This window comes from Halomonas sp. NO4, assembly GCF_010994375.1.
Taxonomy (GTDB): domain Bacteria; phylum Pseudomonadota; class Gammaproteobacteria; order Pseudomonadales; family Halomonadaceae; genus Halomonas.
Window position 1 is genome coordinate 233,687 of record NZ_WHMA01000002.1, and the last position, 16,996, is coordinate 250,682.

Annotated in this window: 27 protein-coding genes; 24 read left to right on the top strand and 3 right to left on the bottom strand. The window is 65.1% G+C overall.

Annotated features, from left to right (window positions below; translation table 11 throughout):
• The first annotated feature begins 135 nt into the window (after positions 1-135).
• Positions 136-444 carry a hypothetical protein gene (locus FEF15_RS02745; RefSeq protein WP_163557557.1) on the top strand — a complete coding sequence of 103 codons (309 nt, stop codon included), beginning with the start codon at positions 136-138 and terminating at the stop codon, positions 442-444.
• A gap of 56 nt (positions 445-500) precedes the next feature.
• A complete protein-coding gene (locus tag FEF15_RS02750; RefSeq protein ID WP_163557558.1) occupies positions 501-1,160 on the top strand; it encodes a hypothetical protein in 660 nt (219 codons plus the stop codon).
• Positions 1,161-1,162: 2 nt separating this feature from the next.
• Here FEF15_RS02750 and FEF15_RS02755 read toward each other — a convergent pair whose 3' ends face one another.
• The 3 genes from FEF15_RS02755 to FEF15_RS02765 are packed head-to-tail and all read right to left on the bottom strand — an operon-like array spanning position 1,163 to position 2,031.
• Positions 1,163-1,375: a hypothetical protein gene (locus FEF15_RS02755; RefSeq protein WP_163557559.1), complete on the bottom strand. Its 213-nt coding sequence runs from the start codon at positions 1,373-1,375 to the stop codon at positions 1,163-1,165.
• A 22-nt stretch (positions 1,376-1,397) separates the two neighbouring features.
• Entirely contained in the window at positions 1,398-1,586 is a 189-nt protein-coding gene (locus FEF15_RS02760; protein WP_163557560.1) for a hypothetical protein, read from the bottom strand.
• A 55-nt stretch (positions 1,587-1,641) separates the two neighbouring features.
• A complete protein-coding gene (locus FEF15_RS02765) occupies positions 1,642-2,031 on the bottom strand; it encodes a hypothetical protein (protein WP_163557561.1) in 390 nt (129 codons plus the stop codon).
• Between the two features lie 179 nt (positions 2,032-2,210).
• Between FEF15_RS02765 and FEF15_RS02770 the strand changes: the two genes are divergently transcribed.
• From FEF15_RS02770 to FEF15_RS02875, 22 genes are all read left to right on the top strand, one after another.
• Entirely contained in the window at positions 2,211-3,035 is an 825-nt protein-coding gene (locus FEF15_RS02770; protein WP_163557562.1) for a DUF932 domain-containing protein, read from the top strand.
• 40 nt (positions 3,036-3,075) lie between these two features.
• Positions 3,076-3,414, top strand: coding sequence for a hypothetical protein (locus FEF15_RS02775; protein ID WP_163557563.1), 339 nt, complete (start codon positions 3,076-3,078; stop codon positions 3,412-3,414).
• 41 nt (positions 3,415-3,455) lie between these two features.
• A complete protein-coding gene (locus FEF15_RS02780) occupies positions 3,456-3,638 on the top strand; it encodes a hypothetical protein (RefSeq protein ID WP_163557564.1) in 183 nt (60 codons plus the stop codon).
• A 71-nt stretch (positions 3,639-3,709) separates the two neighbouring features.
• Positions 3,710-4,015 carry a hypothetical protein gene (locus FEF15_RS02785; RefSeq protein ID WP_163557565.1) on the top strand — a complete coding sequence of 102 codons (306 nt, stop codon included), beginning with the start codon at positions 3,710-3,712 and terminating at the stop codon, positions 4,013-4,015.
• The gene (locus FEF15_RS02790; RefSeq protein WP_163557566.1) at positions 4,012-4,227 is read left to right on the top strand and encodes a helix-turn-helix transcriptional regulator; all 216 of its coding nucleotides are present in this window, start codon (positions 4,012-4,014) and stop codon (positions 4,225-4,227) included. The genes FEF15_RS02785 and FEF15_RS02790 overlap by 4 nt, the downstream gene beginning before the upstream one ends.
• Before the next feature lie 302 nt (positions 4,228-4,529).
• Positions 4,530-5,078, top strand: coding sequence for a glycoside hydrolase family 104 protein (locus tag FEF15_RS02795; protein WP_163557567.1), 549 nt, complete (start codon positions 4,530-4,532; stop codon positions 5,076-5,078).
• The gene (locus FEF15_RS02800; protein WP_163557568.1) at positions 5,071-5,454 is read left to right on the top strand and encodes a hypothetical protein; all 384 of its coding nucleotides are present in this window, start codon (positions 5,071-5,073) and stop codon (positions 5,452-5,454) included. Before FEF15_RS02795 ends, FEF15_RS02800 begins: the two co-directional genes overlap by 8 nt.
• A 1-nt stretch (position 5,455) precedes the next feature.
• Positions 5,456-5,803: a hypothetical protein gene (locus tag FEF15_RS02805; protein ID WP_163557569.1), complete on the top strand. Its 348-nt coding sequence runs from the start codon at positions 5,456-5,458 to the stop codon at positions 5,801-5,803.
• Positions 5,804-5,807: 4 nt separating this feature from the next.
• Positions 5,808-6,398 carry a hypothetical protein gene (locus FEF15_RS02810; RefSeq protein WP_163557570.1) on the top strand — a complete coding sequence of 197 codons (591 nt, stop codon included), beginning with the start codon at positions 5,808-5,810 and terminating at the stop codon, positions 6,396-6,398.
• Between the two features lie 7 nt (positions 6,399-6,405).
• Entirely contained in the window at positions 6,406-6,609 is a 204-nt protein-coding gene (locus FEF15_RS02815) for a hypothetical protein (protein ID WP_163557571.1), read from the top strand.
• Positions 6,609-6,827 carry a hypothetical protein gene (locus FEF15_RS02820; RefSeq protein ID WP_163557572.1) on the top strand — a complete coding sequence of 73 codons (219 nt, stop codon included), beginning with the start codon at positions 6,609-6,611 and terminating at the stop codon, positions 6,825-6,827. The genes FEF15_RS02815 and FEF15_RS02820 overlap by 1 nt, the downstream gene beginning before the upstream one ends.
• Positions 6,828-7,019 carry a hypothetical protein gene (locus tag FEF15_RS02825; RefSeq protein ID WP_163557573.1) on the top strand — a complete coding sequence of 64 codons (192 nt, stop codon included), beginning with the start codon at positions 6,828-6,830 and terminating at the stop codon, positions 7,017-7,019.
• Between the two features lie 75 nt (positions 7,020-7,094).
• Positions 7,095-7,301: a hypothetical protein gene (locus tag FEF15_RS02830; RefSeq protein ID WP_163557574.1), complete on the top strand. Its 207-nt coding sequence runs from the start codon at positions 7,095-7,097 to the stop codon at positions 7,299-7,301.
• Positions 7,302-7,561: 260 nt separating this feature from the next.
• The gene (locus tag FEF15_RS02835; protein WP_163557575.1) at positions 7,562-7,837 is read left to right on the top strand and encodes a hypothetical protein; all 276 of its coding nucleotides are present in this window, start codon (positions 7,562-7,564) and stop codon (positions 7,835-7,837) included.
• 140 nt (positions 7,838-7,977) lie between these two features.
• The gene (locus FEF15_RS02840; RefSeq protein ID WP_163557576.1) at positions 7,978-8,553 is read left to right on the top strand and encodes a hypothetical protein; all 576 of its coding nucleotides are present in this window, start codon (positions 7,978-7,980) and stop codon (positions 8,551-8,553) included.
• Positions 8,546-10,930, top strand: coding sequence for a hypothetical protein (locus FEF15_RS19215; protein WP_205598460.1), 2,385 nt, complete (start codon positions 8,546-8,548; stop codon positions 10,928-10,930). Before FEF15_RS02840 ends, FEF15_RS19215 begins: the two co-directional genes overlap by 8 nt.
• Positions 10,931-10,948: 18 nt before the next feature.
• A complete protein-coding gene (locus FEF15_RS02850) occupies positions 10,949-11,392 on the top strand; it encodes a hypothetical protein (RefSeq protein WP_163557577.1) in 444 nt (147 codons plus the stop codon).
• Positions 11,385-13,667: a hypothetical protein gene (locus tag FEF15_RS02855; RefSeq protein ID WP_163557578.1), complete on the top strand. Its 2,283-nt coding sequence runs from the start codon at positions 11,385-11,387 to the stop codon at positions 13,665-13,667. Before FEF15_RS02850 ends, FEF15_RS02855 begins: the two co-directional genes overlap by 8 nt.
• A 218-nt stretch (positions 13,668-13,885) precedes the next feature.
• A complete protein-coding gene (locus FEF15_RS02860) occupies positions 13,886-14,881 on the top strand; it encodes a hypothetical protein (RefSeq protein WP_163557579.1) in 996 nt (331 codons plus the stop codon).
• Between the two features lie 154 nt (positions 14,882-15,035).
• Complete coding sequence (locus FEF15_RS02865) at positions 15,036-15,878, top strand: hypothetical protein (protein ID WP_240454048.1); 843 nt, start codon at positions 15,036-15,038, stop codon at positions 15,876-15,878.
• A gap of 60 nt (positions 15,879-15,938) precedes the next feature.
• A complete protein-coding gene (locus FEF15_RS02870) occupies positions 15,939-16,259 on the top strand; it encodes a hypothetical protein (RefSeq protein WP_163557581.1) in 321 nt (106 codons plus the stop codon).
• A gap of 20 nt (positions 16,260-16,279) precedes the next feature.
• On the top strand, positions 16,280-16,993 hold the full coding sequence (locus FEF15_RS02875; RefSeq protein WP_163557582.1) for a DUF6682 family protein: 714 nt from the start codon (positions 16,280-16,282) through the stop codon (positions 16,991-16,993).
• Positions 16,994-16,996: the final 3 nt, after the last annotated feature.

Sequence of the window (16,996 nt, forward strand, 5' to 3'; positions counted from 1 at the left end):
ACTTATACCGGATCAGCTGCTTTGGCGATCTTGTGTGGCTGTGTGTCAACCGCCAAGCCATTGGCGTGGGTGACACCCCTTGCGAGGCATACGACATTTGGGCGTCCTTGCGCGACGTCCCTGGAGGGTAACGACATGGGCGACAACGGCGTCGTCGAACTTGCCGAGTGGTATCCGTCACTGGCCACGGGGGAGGAGCCCATGGGAGAGCCAGTCAGCATGCATGAGCAGATTGCCGACATTGTCTCCCATCATGCGGATGACCTGCTGGGGGAGTGCATGGAGGCGGAAGCGTTGACCCTGTGCGAGGCGGTCAACGAGCTGAGCGTTGTCACCGAGTACCAGAACGACGGCGAGGGTAGTCTGATTGCCACCATTGTGGTGTGGCGCCTGTCCGAAGGCGAGCAGATAGGCCGGCGTGACCTGCGCCTCAATTTCCAGTGAGTGGACAGCGTCAACGAAGGCGTTTCCATTAGTTTACAGCGATGGAGTGATGGCTAATGAAATACGAGTCAGCACGCCAGATGGTCTTCGAGGCCTACCTGTACCAGGGCGGGTCGCTCATGGCACAGGCCATCGAGAAGGCTCGCGTAGGGGCCGACGTCCAGCTGACCAACTACCGCCCCGTTGACGGTCGCATCTGCCACGGCCTGGAGGCCGGGCAGGTCATCAGTCGTGTCGAGTCGCTGCCGGCGTTCCTGCAGTCCCTTCTCGTGGTTCTGTTCGGGCCTTTCACGGCCGACGAGCTGGATGCCGACCGTGAGTGGGTGCAGCTGTCGCTGTTTCGTGCGCTCATCGAGTCGGGCGTGCGGCCGCCGGCGCGTGGCAAGGGGAATCAGGTTCCCTCGGTCGAGCAGCTGGAGGCCATGCGCGCGCTGTGCCATGCAGCCCTGTACCACCACGCCGAGACGACGTGGCCGTATAACCGTCCAGGCCTGCCCACGGTGCGTTCGGTCAAGCGCTGTCTGTGGGAGGAGTTCGAGCTTGAGCTGGACGCCAGCAACTGGTCCCGCCAGGACCGGCCCAGCTGGGGGCGTGTATGGCGGTCGGCGTTGACGTGCCTGCAGGAGTGGGAGGGTACTGCCCTGGCTCCGGTTGCCGAGCTTCTTCGCGAGCACAAGGAAGCCCGGCGCGAAGGCCGGGCGGTGTCACAAGGGTAGACTCAGGGAAATAGCCTGAGGTCGTACTTGTCGCGGATGCCTTCCTCGTCGCTTTCGACGACCTCGATGTCGTATTGGGCGAACCTATCGAGACCCAGGTTCTCGGACGTGCTCACCGCGATGTTGGAGCGGCTGAGCTTGGTGCTGTGGTCCTCGGCGTGGGCGGTGGCGACGGTTTTCCGGGTGTCGCGGTCGCGCAGTGTAATGGTAATCATGGCCATATCCTCCTGCCGTTTATCAGATAATGCTGAAGGCGCCGCTCCATGTGGGCCAATCGTCCTGCGGGCCAATGGCCAGCACCTGGGGCAGGCCGTGAGACATGCGCACGACGCAGACGTCGCCGCGTTGATGCCAATGCCAGCCGTGCCAGGAGCGGGGGTCGGTATGGCAGCCGGTCCAGGCATGGGTGTCGGTGGGGGTGGTCATGGTCGCCTCCTGGGCCCGGCCCTCGGGCCGGGCACTGTCGTGATGGGGCTTTCGGTTACTCGAACTCGCCGGCCTCGAGCTTCTCGATCACGGCCTTCTTTGTCGGGCCGAATACGAACGGAGGCACGTCGCTGCCATCCTCGACCTGGGCGAACCACTTCATGTCCTTGGTCGGCTCCCAGTCGGGTCCGGTGCGGTCGATGGTCACCGGGTAGGCCTCGACGACGTAGGCCTCCGGGTAGCGATGACGCCACTCGCTGACCGTCTTCTCGGCCAGGTCGCGACGACCGGAGAATCCGAGTATCCCGTCAGGGTCTCCCGTGAACACGTCCCGGCCTTTCCGAACGACGGTGGTTGTGCCGGAAAAGACGGCGTGCGTGTACTCGCGGGTGGTGTTGCGGGTCTCGATGTCACCGTTGGCGGAAAAGGCGATGTAGAGCGTCATGGTGTGCCTCCTCGGGTGTTGATGTCCGGCAGCAACCTGCCGTCACCCCGCAAGCTAGCCGAACCCTGTTCGGTAGTCAAGGAAAGATAAACCAGACGATGCAAAGGTCTATACTTGACAGGTGGGAACTGGGTTCCCTACCTTGAGGGGTGCAACACACGGGAGCAGGAGGACAAACCATGTTGGCATCCAAGTTCGGTCGCATTTCCGCCGCGCAGGAAGACCGCCCCCTCACCAACGCCGAGATCGAGCGCGCCGCGCCGTCGATCTTCGCCCACGAGGCGCACCACAGCCGCAGCCAGCGCTACACCCAGATTCCCACCATCGAGGTGCTGGATGGTCTGCGCAGCGAGGGGTTCCAGCCGTTCTTCGCCTGCCAGACGCGGGTCCGCAAGAGCGACAAGGTGGAGTTCACCAAGCACATGCTGCGGCTGCGTCAGGAATCCGCCCTGGCTGGGCGTGAGGTGAACGAGATCATCCTGCTGAACAGCCACGACGGCTCCAGCAGCTACCAGATGATCGCCGGACGCTTCCGCTTCGTCTGCCACAACGGCCTGATCTTCGGCGACACCGACGCCGACGTCCGGGTGCGCCACAAGGGCAACGTCGTGGATGACGTGATCGAGGGCGCCTATGACGTGGTGGATCACTTCGAGCGGGTCGACGCCCACAGCGAGGCCATGCGCGCCCTGGAGCTGCCCCAGGAGGCCCAGGAGGCCTACGCCAAGGCAGCCCTGGAGTACCGATTTGGGGGCCAGGACGAGGCGCACATCCCGCTGACCCCCAGCCAGGTGCTGCTGCCGCGCCGCAACGAGGATCGGGGCAACAACCTCTGGAGCACCTTCAACCGGGTGCAGGAAAACCTGACCAAGGGCGGGCTGACCGGCCGCACCCGCAAGGGCACACGCCGCCGTACCCGTGCCGTCACCGGCATCGACAGCGACGTGAAGCTCAACCGGGCGCTGTGGACCCTGGCCGAGAGCCTGGAGGAGGCCCTGGCGTAACCCACTCAAGCGCCAAGGACGGCGCCCACGGAGGCACACCATGACGACCTACAATTTCGACACCGAGCAAGTCACCGAGCCGCTGAAGGTCATGTTCCTCGAATGGTGCCTGGCGCAGCCCGAGGATCGCCCCATATGCCACACCAGCTGGGAGAACTGCGCCGTGGGCGACTTCGCCCGGGCGCATGGATTCCAGGGGTATAAGGACGGCTATGAGGCGCCGCCCGGCTACCGCAACTGGAGCGACTACACCCGCGAGCATGTGCCGATGGCGCTTCTCAACGCCCTGGATACGGCCCAGCAGGGCAATCGTTATCCCACCTACGGCCGGCTCGCCCAGGCGATCAGGGCGCAGTACGTCGTCAGCAGTCAGGAATGAGGCCCGCGCCACGGATGGCGCCCAGTCCACAGGAGTCAATCATGATCAAGTACGAAGCCACCACGACCGGCGTCAGGCTGCTTCTCAAGAGCCTGGACAGCCTGCGCGACAAGACCGGCATCACCGTCGACGGGGAGCTGCTGAAGCGCCTGGAAGGGCAGGGCAAGGTCACCCTGGAGCGAGGCGGTGAGAGTTGGACAGTTCGCAAGGCTCAATCTTTATAACCACTCAACAGGTTACAGCCGAACGAGGTTCGCATAACCTGTGGGGTGTCAAGCATTCTCTGGAGGGACGCATGATCGACGATCACGACAACGCCCAGGAGCTGGACGCCTTCGAGCGGAACGCCCTGCGCCATATCAAGGCGTTTCTCGACCCCGAGCGAGCCAAGTCACAGCGCACGCATCGGGTCGGTCAGCCTCCCCGGGGCACCCGAGTTCGCCTGGCGGTGCGACGCAAGCGGCTCGACGTCGACAGCGAGTTCATCCACGACTCGGACAGTATTTCGTTTTTGGAAGCGCGCTTCGACGCCGAGAAGGCCGCTCGCGCCGCAGGTTATCCCGTTATCGGCTACGTCATCGAATATGAGGCCCGGCGATGATTGACGCGCGAACGCAATACACCCCGGAGAGCGTTCCGACCCTGATTACCCGAGCCAAGGCTTCGCTAGGCGTTAGCAACGCCGAGTTGGCCGAGCGCCTGGGACTATCGGAGCGCTACATCCAGATGCTGGAGAGGGGCGAGCGGACGCCACGCTACCCGGTCCAGATCGCCCTGGAGCAGCTTGTCATTTCGCCCGACGTCAGGCATTGACCTGGGGGTTGATAACCTGACGCCGAATCATGTACCGTAACCCCACGATCCGGTAATGCGCCCTGACGTCCTCGTCGGGGCGTTTTTGCGAGTGTCGCGCCTGTTGCCTCCAGGCGGCAGGTAGGGAATGGCCGCGCCCTACAAAGACGGCCTCGCTCAACATACCCGCCACGCCTCTGCCAGGGAATGGGAATGCCCGTTCGACGGCACGCATAAATCGGCGGGTCTTACATGCAGCGCCTCGCCTCCCCGGCGGGGCGTTGTCGTTTCCGCTCCCCTGCCGCGAGGCACCGGAGGTCGCCATGCCCAGCATTCGCCCCCAGGACGCAGGCGGGCATAACGTCTGCGCCTTCCTCGACATGATTGCCTGGGCCGAAATCGGCCGCGCCATGCTCGATGCCAGCGACGACGGCTATGACGTGCTCGTGGGATCGACGCCCAACGACATGGCCATTTTCAAGAGCTACGACGACCACCCGCTGGCCGGGCCGGACGCCGCCATCGAATACCGCCAAGGGCTGCTATCCACGGCCGCCGGTCGCTACCAGATTCTCTACCGCTTCTGGAAGCACTACCAGGGTCTGCTCGGGCTCAAGGACTTCTCCCCCGTCTATCAGGACATGTACGCCATCCGCCAGCTCGAAGAGCAGGGCGCGATGGGGCACGTCAAGGCGGGGCGAATCCGCCGGAGTATCGACAATGTCGCCAATATCTGGGCGTCCCTACCGGGCGCCGGCTACGGCCAGCACGAGCGAGACCTAGCGGAATTGCTGCACGAGTATCGCCAGGCCAAAGGGCGCCTGGATGACGAGGATTGGCACTGGTACGAGCAGGTGGCAAAGCATGGATGACCGCCGACCGAGCAAGGAGAACTGTACCCCCGGCTACGCACAGCTGGCGGTCCAGCTCGACCGGATGGAAGGGTCGCTGCAGCACGTCGACAAGAAGCTGGGCCAGGTGCTTGAGAGGCTCGCACGAATGGAACAACGCCAGGACAGCCAGGCTGCCGAGATCGAGTCGCACCGCTCGCAGCTGGAGTCGCACGACCACCGCCTGCGCACCGTCGAGGTCAACCAGGCCGTGGTCGAGAAAGCCACGCAGAACGCCGATACCCGTAGCGACGGACGCTGGTCGAACCTCGGCGCCGTGGGGCTCGTGCTCCTGGGCGCCATCGTCACCGTCCTGGGCAAGGGTCTCATCGACTTCCTTCTCTCAACGGGAGGCTGACATGCGCCGCCTGATCTTGGTTGCCGGTCTGGGTGTCATCCTGGCTGGTTGCGCAACGAATGACGTCGAGACACCCCTGGACGACGGTTACCAGCCCGGTGACGTGGTGGGCACCGTCGACACCCTTCAGGCGCAATACTGCGCCAACGCCGACCCTCGGCAACGCGCCTATGCCCTGGCCGCTCTCGAGGCACTGAAGGTCACCATCCCGGACCGTGGCGCCTGCACCGACATCCTAGAGCTGGTCGACGACCGAGAGGTCGAGGCCCTGGACGAGGTCGATGTAGAGGCCGCCAAGCAAGACCAGAAGGAGGCGCAGGAGCGACTGGAGGCCCAGGAAAAGGAGTGATCCCGTGCGAGCCCACCTGAACCACGGAATCAACGTTTCGGACGGTGGCAAGGGCAGTGTGGGCAGCCTGACCCCCTACTTCGAGGAATCCGGGCACGACGCCATCCTGCACAGCTACGGCTGGGTGGGCTTCCTGCGCGTGCGGTGGCGCAACGAGACCGCCACCCAGGCGATCCGCCCGCATGTCCATGACGGCGACGTGCTGGTCGGCCACTCCAATGGCTGCCTCATCGCCTGGGAGTTGATCGAGGCTGGCGTCAAGCCATCGGCGGTCATCTGCATCCAGCCGGCCCTGCGCCGCGACACGCTCTGGCCCGACGACATCCCGGTCCTGTGCCTCTACAACCAGGCCGACTGGGCGGTGAGTCTGGGCCGCATGTGGGGCCGCTTTGCCAGCGTCGCCAACCCCTTCCGCGACATCCACGGGTGGGGCGCCGCCGGCCGGCATGGCTTTACCCGGGGCCAGGCCAACGTCACCAACTGGGACACCGACATCGAGGAATTCCCCGCCCGAGGCCACTCCGGTGTCTTCAGACGCCCGGCGCTCTTCTACTGGGCGCCGAACATCGTGGGATGGGCGCGGAGCCACGCTTGAGGTGAGCATGAGCGAGACGACCGACAAGACACGCGTCAAGAAGGTGATCGAAGGCAGCCGCAACAACGCCGAAGGTGCCGGCTATGCCCTGGCTGTGGCCCTGCCCACGCTGCTTGAGCAGGGGTTCGGCGTCAGCGTCACCCCGGAAATGCTCAGCATCGGTGCCGCCCTGGTGACCAGCGTCGCCGTGCGCATCAAGGAGCACGTCTAATGCCGCTGTGGCTCACCGAGATTGTGCCCCGCTTCGTTACCGAGGACTGCGCCGTCACCATCGACGACACCGGCACGGTGATCGACATGGTGCGCCTGGTGGACGTGGACACTGGCGAGCGGTTCGACCGCATCGTGCCGATTCGTTGCCTGGCCTGGCTGGGCTTCGGTTTCTTCTGCCGTGACGCCGGCCCCGACCGGCCCTTCGAGGGAGGCTGAATGACGACCTGGCTTCCGGCGGTCTGCCTGGTGTGGACCGCGCTGTGCGGCGTGGTGGCGTCCACCGACCCGACCTTCAGCCGGGGCCGCGACTACGCGGTCGGCGCTGTCGTGGGCGTGCTGTTCGGTGGCGCCACGTCCGTCGCTGCCTACATCGTGATCCGCCTGGCTGCCCTGGTGGTGTCGGGATGACCGAGGCCGAGCGCCGCGCGATCAACGCGCAACGCCAGAAGGGCTACACCCAACGACCCCAGCATCGAGGCTGACATGGCACTGAGCGAGTACACCGACATCGAGCTGCTGCGGGAGCTGCTGAGCCGTAACCGGCTGCAGCCGACCCCGTATCATCGCATCTTTGCATCGCCGCACCAGGAAGCGGTGGTGGGCATCGGCGCCGACCATACCGCCGACATCACCCTGGACGAGGACGCCTTGGCGCTGCTCAACCTGGCCGGCAGCGACCCCTGCGCCTGATCCACTGCCGGCGGCATCGGCGGGCGTTCCGCGAGCCGGTTCTGACGGCCTCTCCGGTGAGGACCGGGGCGCCCAACCCATGCCGCTGGCAACCGAATCCCCGCGCCTGGGGTAGGGGCACGTCGGGAGACGTCCCCCGCTCTACAACCACCATGCTCGCCAACTGGGCCAGACGTCGGGCTCCTTCATGGATGCGCTGAAACTCAGGAAGACGAGTAACCGCCCGCGAGGGCATCGAAGCAGCAGCAAGAGGAAGCGTCATGTTCACCATCAAGATTCAACGCCAGGGCGAAGGCCAGCAGATCATCTCAACGGATAGCCAAGTGACGATTCTCCGCGAAGGAGATCACGAGTTCACGGCGCACTCCCTGACTCTGGAGAAAGAGCACCAGAAGAGGATGGAGCGCCAATGCCCCGAGCTGCCTTATGTGAGCCCGCAAACGATCCTCTGCTACGGCTTGGCCATCGCGTATCTGTACGACGGTGATCGCGCCTGGGTCATGAACGCCAACGGCAAGACCGTGGCGACGGTGTAGCGGCTACCGCTGCATCTGATCGACCCCCCTCCGTTGGGGGGTAGGGCCATGCCGTGAGGCACCACCCGCACCTGCCGGCTCGTCGTGAGACGCCCGGCCCTTATTCAGGAGGCGCGGCCCGCGAGGGCCGCGTAATCCCTATGGCCAACCGCGATCAATACGACTGGGAGGCGATCAAACAAGACTACCGCACCGGGCGTTTCACGCTGTTCGAGCTGTCGCGCCGCCACGGCCCGACCCGTCAGGCGATCAGCAAGAAGGCCCGCCAGCAGGAGTGGACCAAGGACTTGACCGACGAGGTGCGCCAGCGCACTCGCGAGAAGGTCAGCCGCGCCACGCTGCCGCCCGAGGCCCAGGAGGCCCTGGACGAGCCCGACGACGAGGCCATTGTCGAGCACGCCGCCACCGAGAACGCCGCCGTGGTCAAGGGCCATCGCAAGATGCTGTCGGCCTGGCGCGAGCGCCTCGAAGAGTACACGGCGCTGCTCGGCCAGCAGATGGCGTCCAGCACGCGCACCGTCCTCGACCGCGAGGGCAACGAGGTCGACGTCGACGTCGAGCTGGACTACGTCGGCAAGTGCATGAGCTACGGCACCCAGGCCCTGGATCGGGTGGTGAAGCTGGAACGCCAGTCCTATGGCCTGGACGAGAGCGACAGCGACGACGACCTCAAGACGTTCGACGAGCTGATGCAGGAGGTCGCCAAGGGTGACTGACCGGGCCAGCGAGGTACAGCGCGCCGATGTGTTTCTCGACGCGCTCGACGCCGGCCGACTCACCGACCCGGCGGACCTGCTGGAAGCCCTGAGCCTGAAATGGTTTCGCCTGGGCGCCCTGTACCACATCAAGGACAAGTACGGCGTCATCCAGCAATTTCGCCCCAATGGCGCGCAGCGGCAGCGCTACCTCGATGGGCACACCCGTGACCTGATCCTCAAGGCCAGGCAGCTCGGGTTTTGTGTCGATCCTTCCACGCGCGTGCTGACTGCCAACCTGCGCTGGGTGGCCATCGCCGACCTACAGCCAGGCCAGGCAATCATCGCGGTAGACGAGCACACCCCCGGCGGCAAGGGTAAGGCGCGCAAGATGCGCACGGCCACGGTGGAGCGGGTCGGCCGGGTCACCCGCCAGGCGTACCGCATAACCCTGGACGATGGGCGCGAGGTGGTCTGCACCGACAAGCACCCCTGGCTGACGCGCAAAGTGGCCACGGATGCCAAGTGGCGCAGCCTGTCCGGCGAGGGCAATCAGGTGGTCGGCAAGATCGAGGTGGGAACCCAGGTGCGCTGGGTCGCCAAGCCGTGGGATGGAGGCGACTACGCTGACGGATGGTTCGGCGGGATGCTCGATGGCGAGGGGTCGATGGCCCTGCCGGGAAGTTCTGGCGCCGAGGTCAATGTTGCCCAGGTTGAAGGTCCGGCCTTGGCGCGCCTGGAGCATTATCTGCACGAGCGTGGCTATCACTACCGCACCGAGGCAGATACCCACGAGCGGGACAGCAAGCACGGCAGCGTTCCCGTCCATAAGCTGTGCATCAGCCGCATGGATGAGATGTTCCGCCTGGTCGGGCAGACGCGACCCTCGCGATTCGTGGGGCGCCGCTTCTGGGAAGGCAAGGAGCTGCCGGGTAAGCGCAATGGTGGCGTTGGCTGGGCCACGGTGACGGCCATTGAGAAGCTGGGCGAGCAGGAAATGGTTGACCTGCAAACCAGCACTGGCACCTACATCGCCGAGGGTTTCGTCTCCCATAACACCACCTTTGAAATGCTTGATGCACTCGATGACTGCCTGTTTATCGACAACTATTCGGCGGGGTGCATCTGCCACAAGCTCGATGACGCGCGGGACATCTTCGACAACAAGATCGCCTTCGCCTACCGGCGCATTGCGCCGGCCTGGCATCGCATCTTACGCGAGCTTGGCATCCGCATTCCCAAGGCGCGCAGCGACAAGTCGGGGGCGTTTCATTTCGACAACGGCAGCCAGATCACGGTGAGCACGAGCTACCGGGGCGGCACGCTCCAGCGGCTGCACGTCTCGGAGTTCGGCAAAATCTGCCGCGAGTTCCCCACGAAGGCCAAGGAGATCGTCACCGGCGCCTTCGAGGCAGTCGGCTTGGGCAATCCGATCACCCTGGAGAGTACAGCCGAGGGGCGGGAAGGCTACTTCTACGACTACTGCGAGCTGGCCCGGCAGATGCAAGACCTGGGGCGTCCGTTGGGGCCGATGGACTGGCAGTTCCACTTCTTCCCCTGGTGGGCCGAGCCGGAATACCGCCTCGATCCCGAGGGCGTGGTGGTTCCGCAGCGACTCCGTGAATACTTCGAGGAACTGGAGCACAAGCACGGCATCAAGACCGACGCCGCCCAGCAGGCGTGGTACGCCAAGAAGTACGAGACCCTGCAGGACGACATGATGCGCGAGTACCCGTCCACCCCGGACGAGGCGTTCGCGCAGTCGGTCGAGGGCGCCTACTACGGCACGCAAATGCGCTACCTGCGCAAGCACGGCCGGATCGGCGCCCACGTCGAGGTCAACCCCACGCTCCCGGTCTACACCGCCTGGGACTTGGGCATGAACGACACCATGGCCATCTGGTTCTGCCAGGTTGTCGGCCGCGAGGTCCACCTCGTCGACTACCTCGAAGACAGCGGCGAGGGCATCGAATACTACGCCGACCTGCTCAACCAGCGCGGCTACCGCTACGGCGGCCACTTCGCCCCGCACGACATCGAGGTGCGCGAGCTGGGCACCGGGCAGAGCCGCAGCGACGTGGCCAGGCAATACGGCATTCGCTTCGAGACGGTGCCGGCGGTCAGCAACCAGGCCGAGGGCGTCCAGGCCGTGCGCAATTTCCTGCCCATGTGCTGGATCGCCGAGGAAGCCTGCCATGACGGCATCAAGGCGCTCGACAACTACCGCAAGGAGTGGGACGAGAAGCGCGGGTGCTACAAGGAGAAGCCCCGCCATGACTGGGCATCCCACGGGGCCAAGGCCCTGGAGACCCTGGCCCGGTCAGGCCTGTTCGAGCGCACCGGCCTGCCCACGCCGAGGCCCGCCCGCGAGCGAGGCGGCTGGGCCGCCCACACCTGAACCCTGTCGGGAGACAGCATGCAGTCACTCAACGCCGACAAGCACCGCGCGTTCCGTACCGCCGCGCGGCTGGCCAACGTGCGCAGCGTCGACCAGCTGGAGGACGTCATGCGGACCATCGGCCGTGCCCTGGCCGAGCAGCTGGCCGAGGCTGACATCCCGATCAAGAGCCGCCGCTTTCGCCCTGACGTGGGCCACGTGCAGATCGACAACTGCATCGCCGAGGAAAAGGTCACCAAGCCCCACCCGGTGGTGCGCCTGCAGTTCGAGGTCGACGGCGGCATGGGCATCGACCTCAAGGTCAAGGTGGTCGACTTCCTGACAGACCCGGCGGGCTATACCCGCGACTTATTCGCCCACCTGGGGCCGATGCGCCGTAACGTACTCCGCCTTCGCCAGGAGAAGCGGGAACTCAACAACGCCTTCTACAAGGCGCTGACGGAGGGCAGCGGCGATGGCTGAGCTGGGGATGCTGCAGTATCGGTCGGCGTCGGACCTTCGCGCCGACGAGCAGGCCGAACAACTCCGGGCCGAGGAAGAGCGCCGCAAGGAGCTGATGGAGTCCTCCCTGGCCGCGCATATTCGCCGCAGCTGGGAGGCCGCCCGCTGGGCCAAGCAGGAGGTCGAGGATCGCCTGCTGGACTGCCTGCGCCGCCGCAAGGGCGAGTACGACCCGCAAAAGCTCCAGGCCATCCAGAAGGAAGGCGGCAGCGCCATCTACATGATGCTGACCGCCACCAAGTGCCGGGCCGCCGCCGCGTGGCTGAGAGACATCCTGCAGCCGCCCAACGACCGACCCTGGGGGTTGGACCCGACCCCGGTCTCGGACGTCCCTGACGCCTACCTGGCGCCGCTCGCGCAGCAGATTCAGCAGCAGGCCATGGCCGCCCAGCAACAGGGTCAGCCGGTCGACATGGAAGCGCTCAAGGAGAAGGCCCGCGAGCAGCTTCGCCAGGCCGCTCAGGAGCGCGCCGAGGAAGCCGCCGAGCGCCACGAGGACGTGATCGCCGACCAGCTGATGGAAGGCGGATTCGACGAGGCGTTCGAGGCGTTCATCGACGACTTCGTGACCTTCCCGGCAGCGTTCCTGCGCGCGCCCATCCTGCGCCGCGTGCCGACCCTCGAATGGCTGGAGGGCTGGCAGCCGGTCAAGAGCGAGACGATTCGCCCCGAGTTCGAGCGCATCAGCCCGTTCGACGTCTACCCCAGCCCCGATGCCACCGACATCGACGACGGGGCGTTCCTCATCGAGCGCTGCCGCTTCCGGCGCCGCGACTTCGTGCAGATGCTCGGCGTGGCCGGCTTCGACGACGAGGCGGTGCGTCGGGTGCTCCACGACTACGGCCAGGGCGGGCTGCGCGACTGGCTATGGCTCGATGGCGAACGCCAGGAGCTGGAAGGCCGCGAGCACGAGTGGATGAACCCGGGCGACACCATCGACGGGCTCATCTACTGGGGCAGCGCACAGGGTGTGACCCTGCTGCAGTGGGGCATGAACCCCGACGAGGTGGACGACCCGCTGGCCGAGTACGAGGTCGAGGCCATTCTGGTCGGCGAGCACGTAGTGCGGGTGCGTATCAACCGCGATCCCTTGGAGCGCCGCCCCTACCACAAGGCCTCATTCCAGCCGGTGCCGGGCAGCTTCTGGGGCCAGGCCATCCCCGAGCTGATGGCCGACATTCAGGACGTGTGCAACGCCACGGCACGCAACCTCGTCAACAACCTGGCCATTTCCAGCGGACCCCAGGTGGAGGTCTACGAGGACCGCCTGAGCCCCACCGAAGACCCCAGCGACATCTATCCCTGGAAAATCTGGCGGACCAAGGATGGCCGGGTAACGGGCAACAATCGCGCTCTGCAGTTCTACCAGCCGACCTCCAATGCCGGCGAGCTGCTGCAGGTCTACGAGAGCTTCGAGATCAAGGCCGACGACGCCACCAATATCCCGCGTTATGCCTATGGCAACGAGGACGTGGGCGGCGCCGGGCAGACCGCCTCGGGCCTGTCGATGCTCATGGAGAGCGCCAACAAGGGCATCAAGGATGCGGTGCGCCACATCGACCGGGGCGTGATCCGTCGTGTCATCGAGGCCCTGTGGCTGCACAACATGCAGCACAGCGACAACCAGGCCATCAAGGGCGACGTGGCCGTCGTGCCGCGTGGCTCCAGCGCCATGCTGATCCGCGACCAGCTTGGCCAGATGCGCCAGGAGTTCCTGCAGTTCACGGCCAACGACTACGACATGAGCATCCTGGGCCGCGAGGCACGCCGCAAGCTGCTCGACAGCATCGCCGCGCAGCTCGACATGCCTGGCCTGGTGCCCACCAAGGAAGACCTCGCCCAGCAGGACCAGCAGCGCCAGAAACTGGAGCAGGTGCAGCAGCAGATCGAGCAGGCCAAGGGCCAGGCCGAGGCCGCCGAGCGCCAGGCCAAGGCGCAGAAGACCCAGGCGGAAGCGGTAGAGACCCAGGCCGATACCCAGATCGACCAGCAGATGGCGCCCCTGGAGGCGCAGAAGCTGCTCGCCGAGATCGCCAAGCTCATCGCCGAGGTGAGGGGAGACACCGATGGACGAGGAACGCAAATGGAAGGCCCTGGCCCGGATACGCGAGGCCCCGCAGGGCAAGGTGCTGCTGGAGCTACTTCGGGAGCGCCGGGCCGAGGTACGGGACTCGCTGGAGTCATGCCCGGTGGAGGACGTGGCATGGCACCAGGGCCGCGCCGCCCTGTTCGCTGAGTTGATCGAGGAAATCGAGCAGGCCTCCGAGGTCATGCACCGCCGATTCACCTGAGCCGGGCACCGCCCGGCCCACCGCAAAGCCGCTCGTGGTTCGCCCCGGGCGGCTTTGTCGTGGGTGGACGCTCGGGACTGCAGCCCGAAACCGCTACCCGAATCGTGAACCCCGGCCAATGCCGGCTCACAGACCGCGCCGTGAGGCGCCGTAGGAGTAGGAAATGTCACTGCCCAGGAGCGTGCAGGAGCAAGTCAACCGTTCCAATGAGCACTTCGAGAAGCCCGTGAACCCCGAGGAAGAGACCTCGACTCACGAGGGCGAGCGAAACCCGCCGAAGGATCAGGACGACACTGTGCCCCCGCCCGAGGGAGACACCGCCGGGCAATCCGCCGACACCGAATCACCGAAGGGTGGCCAGAAAAGCCAGGAGCAGGCCAAGCAAGAGCCCGACAAGGACGCGTTGTACTGGCAGCACCGCTTCAAGGTGATCGAAGGCAAGTACAACGCCGAGGTGCCGGCGCTGCAGAAGGAGGTAGCCGACCTCAAGCGGGATAACGAGGCCAAGGCCGAGCGGATCAAGGAACTGGAATCGCAGCAGGGCTCGACCGGCCAGGCCGGCGATCTGAGCGACGAGAAGTTGGCACAGTTCCGCGAGGACTTCGGCGAGGACTTGGTGGACTTCGTGGAGCGCATGATCGCGCAGAAGGCCGCACCGTCACAGGCAGAAAGCGACGACGTCTCGGAGCTGCGTAGTGAAGTCGAGAGCCTCAAGCAGGAGAAGCTCGACCATGCAAAAGCCGGGTTCTGGCGCGATCTGCAGTGGGCGGTGCCCAACTTTCGTGAGGTCAACGCCGACCCCGGATTCCTCCAGTACCTCGCCCAGGTCGATCCGCAGTCGGGCAGGCAGCGTCAGCAGCTGCTCGACGAGGCACAGAAGGCCCTGGACGCCAAGACGGTCATTGACATCTTTCAGCTCTATCTGAACCAGGCCGGGCAGGGCGCTGAGCGCTCGACTCGCGTGCCCGAGGAAGAGCTGGAGCCGCCCCGCTCACGTTCCACCGACACCCCGCCTGCCGGCGGGGGCAATGTGTGGACCGGCGCGGGGATCAACCAGTTCTACCGCGACAAGCGCGAGGGGCGCTACAGCGCCGATGAAGCCCAGCGCCTGGAAGCCGACATTTTCGCCGCCCAGAAAGAAGGCCGGGTGCAACCCTGACCCTGGCCGGGCGTTTTCGATTCTCGCCGTGAGGCGATAAACGGAGGTATGAGTCATGGCAGGTCCGACTCGCGACTCCGGCCATCCTGACTATTCGAGCACGTCAAGCTCGGGGTTTATTCCGCAGGTATGGTCCGGCAAGCTCATTGAGAAGTTGTACGCGTCCACCGCGTTCGCCGAGGTCTCAAACACCTATTACGAGGGGGAGATCAAGAACAAGGGCGACACGGTGGAAATCCGCACCACCCCGTCCATCACCATCAACGACTACGAGATCGGTGGTGGGCTGAGCTACGAGAAGCCGACCAGCGACAAGGTCGAGCTGAATATCGACCACGCCAAGTACTTCGCCTTTGAAGTCAACGACGTGGACGCCTATCAGTCCGACATCAAGCTGATGGACGACTGGTCCGACGATGCCGGTCAGAAGATGAAGATTGCCATTGACGTGGACATCCTCGCCGATGTTTACGGCAGCGTGGCGTCCGACAACGCTGGCACCTCGGCGGGCACCATTTCCGGGTCGTATGACCTGGGCGCGCCCGACGACCCGGTGGCGATCACCAAGTCCAACATCCTCGACACCATCGTGGATTGTGGCTCGGTACTCGACGAGCAGAACGTGCCGGACACCGACCGCTGGTTCATCCTGCCCGCGTGGATGAACGGGATGCTCAAGAAGTCCGATCTGCGCGATGCGTCGATCATGGGCGACAGCACCTCCGTGTTCCGCAACGGCAAGGCCGGCACCCTGGATCGGTTCACGGTGTACATCAACAACAACATGGACACGGTGACCGACGGCACCACCGGCAACCAATGCACCAACATCATCTTCGGGCACAAGAAGGCCCTGACCTTCGCCTCGCAGATGACCAACATGGAGCGTCTGCCCAACCCGGACGACTTCGGGCAGTTGGTGCGTGGCCTCAACGTCTTTGGCTTCGAGGTCATCGACTCCGATGCCATGGGCCACCTCTACGCCGAGCGCGGCTAAGGCTCGGCATCCTGACGGCGCCGCCCTCCGGGGCGGCGTCTTTTCGTAGGAGGAACACCAATGGCAGACCAGATCGAGCAAATCAAACAGGCCGGCAACAAGGAAGCGCTCGCCCCCTTGGCCGAGGAACTGGGCGTCGAGCTGGACAAGCGCAAGGGGCTCGAAACCCTGCGCGCCGACGTACTCGCCGCTGCCGAGAAGGCGCAGGAGCCCACCGAGAAGGCGAGTGGCGATACCCACCACCTGGCTGGGCAGGGCAAGGCCGCGAAGGACGGCAAGAAGGACGGCAAGAAGGGCCGCTACCTCAAGAACACCACGACCGGCCGCGTCTTCACTTATTCCGCACGCCTGGCCAAGCGCAAGGACATGAAAGAGGTGTGACACCTCGCTAGGAGGAACCCATGGCAGTCACCACGGTGGGAACCGTCATCGACAATGCCAAGCTGGTCCTGCAGGAGGTCACCTCGGCGGGTACGCGCTGGACCAACGAGGAATTGATCGGCTGGCTCAACGAGGCGTACCAGGCCATCGTGCAGCTCAAGCCCGATGCGTCCTCGGTCAACGAGACCATCACCCTAGACCCGGGGACCAAGCAGTCCATCCCCGACGACGGGCTGCGCCTCATCGACGTGGTGCGCAACACCGCCACCGACAGCGACAAGTTGGGCATTCTCGTGACCTCGCGGCGCGCCCTGGACACCACCCGCCGCAGCTGGCACGCCGATGACGAGAGCGTCAACATCGAGCAGTTCGTCTTCGACGACCAAGACCCGACCCACTTCTACGTCTATCCCCCGGCCGCTACCGGAGCGGAAATCGAGATCATCTATTCGTCGGTGCCCTCGGCGCACGACGCCTCGGGCGGGCTGTCGGCCATCGAGTCAGACACCATCAAGCTCAACGACAGCTACGTGCCGGCGATCACTGATTACATCCTGTACCGGGCGTACAGCAAGGACGCCGATCACGCGGCCAACCTTCAGCGGGCGCAGATGCACCTCGAGGCGTACATGAACTCGCTGGGCCAGAAGGTTCAGGTGGATCGCCGCACCTCGCCCAACTCGCCCGACCTGCAGGACAGCCACTACGGCCGCCGGCCGCCGCAGCAGGGGTAAGCC

Coding starts and splice junctions, on each gene's coding strand:
- FEF15_RS02745 (WP_163557557.1), top strand. CDS start 136: ATGGGCGACAACGGCGTCGTCGAACTTGCCGAGTGGTATCCGTCACTG.
- FEF15_RS02750 (WP_163557558.1), top strand. CDS start 501: ATGAAATACGAGTCAGCACGCCAGATGGTCTTCGAGGCCTACCTGTAC.
- FEF15_RS02755 (WP_163557559.1), bottom strand. CDS start 1,375: ATGATTACCATTACACTGCGCGACCGCGACACCCGGAAAACCGTCGCC.
- FEF15_RS02760 (WP_163557560.1), bottom strand. CDS start 1,586: ATGACCACCCCCACCGACACCCATGCCTGGACCGGCTGCCATACCGAC.
- FEF15_RS02765 (WP_163557561.1), bottom strand. CDS start 2,031: ATGACGCTCTACATCGCCTTTTCCGCCAACGGTGACATCGAGACCCGC.
- FEF15_RS02770 (WP_163557562.1), top strand. CDS start 2,211: ATGTTGGCATCCAAGTTCGGTCGCATTTCCGCCGCGCAGGAAGACCGC.
- FEF15_RS02775 (WP_163557563.1), top strand. CDS start 3,076: ATGACGACCTACAATTTCGACACCGAGCAAGTCACCGAGCCGCTGAAG.
- FEF15_RS02780 (WP_163557564.1), top strand. CDS start 3,456: ATGATCAAGTACGAAGCCACCACGACCGGCGTCAGGCTGCTTCTCAAG.
- FEF15_RS02785 (WP_163557565.1), top strand. CDS start 3,710: ATGATCGACGATCACGACAACGCCCAGGAGCTGGACGCCTTCGAGCGG.
- FEF15_RS02790 (WP_163557566.1), top strand. CDS start 4,012: ATGATTGACGCGCGAACGCAATACACCCCGGAGAGCGTTCCGACCCTG.
- FEF15_RS02795 (WP_163557567.1), top strand. CDS start 4,530: ATGCCCAGCATTCGCCCCCAGGACGCAGGCGGGCATAACGTCTGCGCC.
- FEF15_RS02800 (WP_163557568.1), top strand. CDS start 5,071: ATGGATGACCGCCGACCGAGCAAGGAGAACTGTACCCCCGGCTACGCA.
- FEF15_RS02805 (WP_163557569.1), top strand. CDS start 5,456: ATGCGCCGCCTGATCTTGGTTGCCGGTCTGGGTGTCATCCTGGCTGGT.
- FEF15_RS02815 (WP_163557571.1), top strand. CDS start 6,406: ATGAGCGAGACGACCGACAAGACACGCGTCAAGAAGGTGATCGAAGGC.
- FEF15_RS02820 (WP_163557572.1), top strand. CDS start 6,609: ATGCCGCTGTGGCTCACCGAGATTGTGCCCCGCTTCGTTACCGAGGAC.
- FEF15_RS02825 (WP_163557573.1), top strand. CDS start 6,828: ATGACGACCTGGCTTCCGGCGGTCTGCCTGGTGTGGACCGCGCTGTGC.
- FEF15_RS02830 (WP_163557574.1), top strand. CDS start 7,095: ATGGCACTGAGCGAGTACACCGACATCGAGCTGCTGCGGGAGCTGCTG.
- FEF15_RS02835 (WP_163557575.1), top strand. CDS start 7,562: ATGTTCACCATCAAGATTCAACGCCAGGGCGAAGGCCAGCAGATCATC.
- FEF15_RS02840 (WP_163557576.1), top strand. CDS start 7,978: ATGGCCAACCGCGATCAATACGACTGGGAGGCGATCAAACAAGACTAC.
- FEF15_RS02850 (WP_163557577.1), top strand. CDS start 10,949: ATGCAGTCACTCAACGCCGACAAGCACCGCGCGTTCCGTACCGCCGCG.
- FEF15_RS02855 (WP_163557578.1), top strand. CDS start 11,385: ATGGCTGAGCTGGGGATGCTGCAGTATCGGTCGGCGTCGGACCTTCGC.
- FEF15_RS02860 (WP_163557579.1), top strand. CDS start 13,886: ATGTCACTGCCCAGGAGCGTGCAGGAGCAAGTCAACCGTTCCAATGAG.
- FEF15_RS02870 (WP_163557581.1), top strand. CDS start 15,939: ATGGCAGACCAGATCGAGCAAATCAAACAGGCCGGCAACAAGGAAGCG.
- FEF15_RS02875 (WP_163557582.1), top strand. CDS start 16,280: ATGGCAGTCACCACGGTGGGAACCGTCATCGACAATGCCAAGCTGGTC.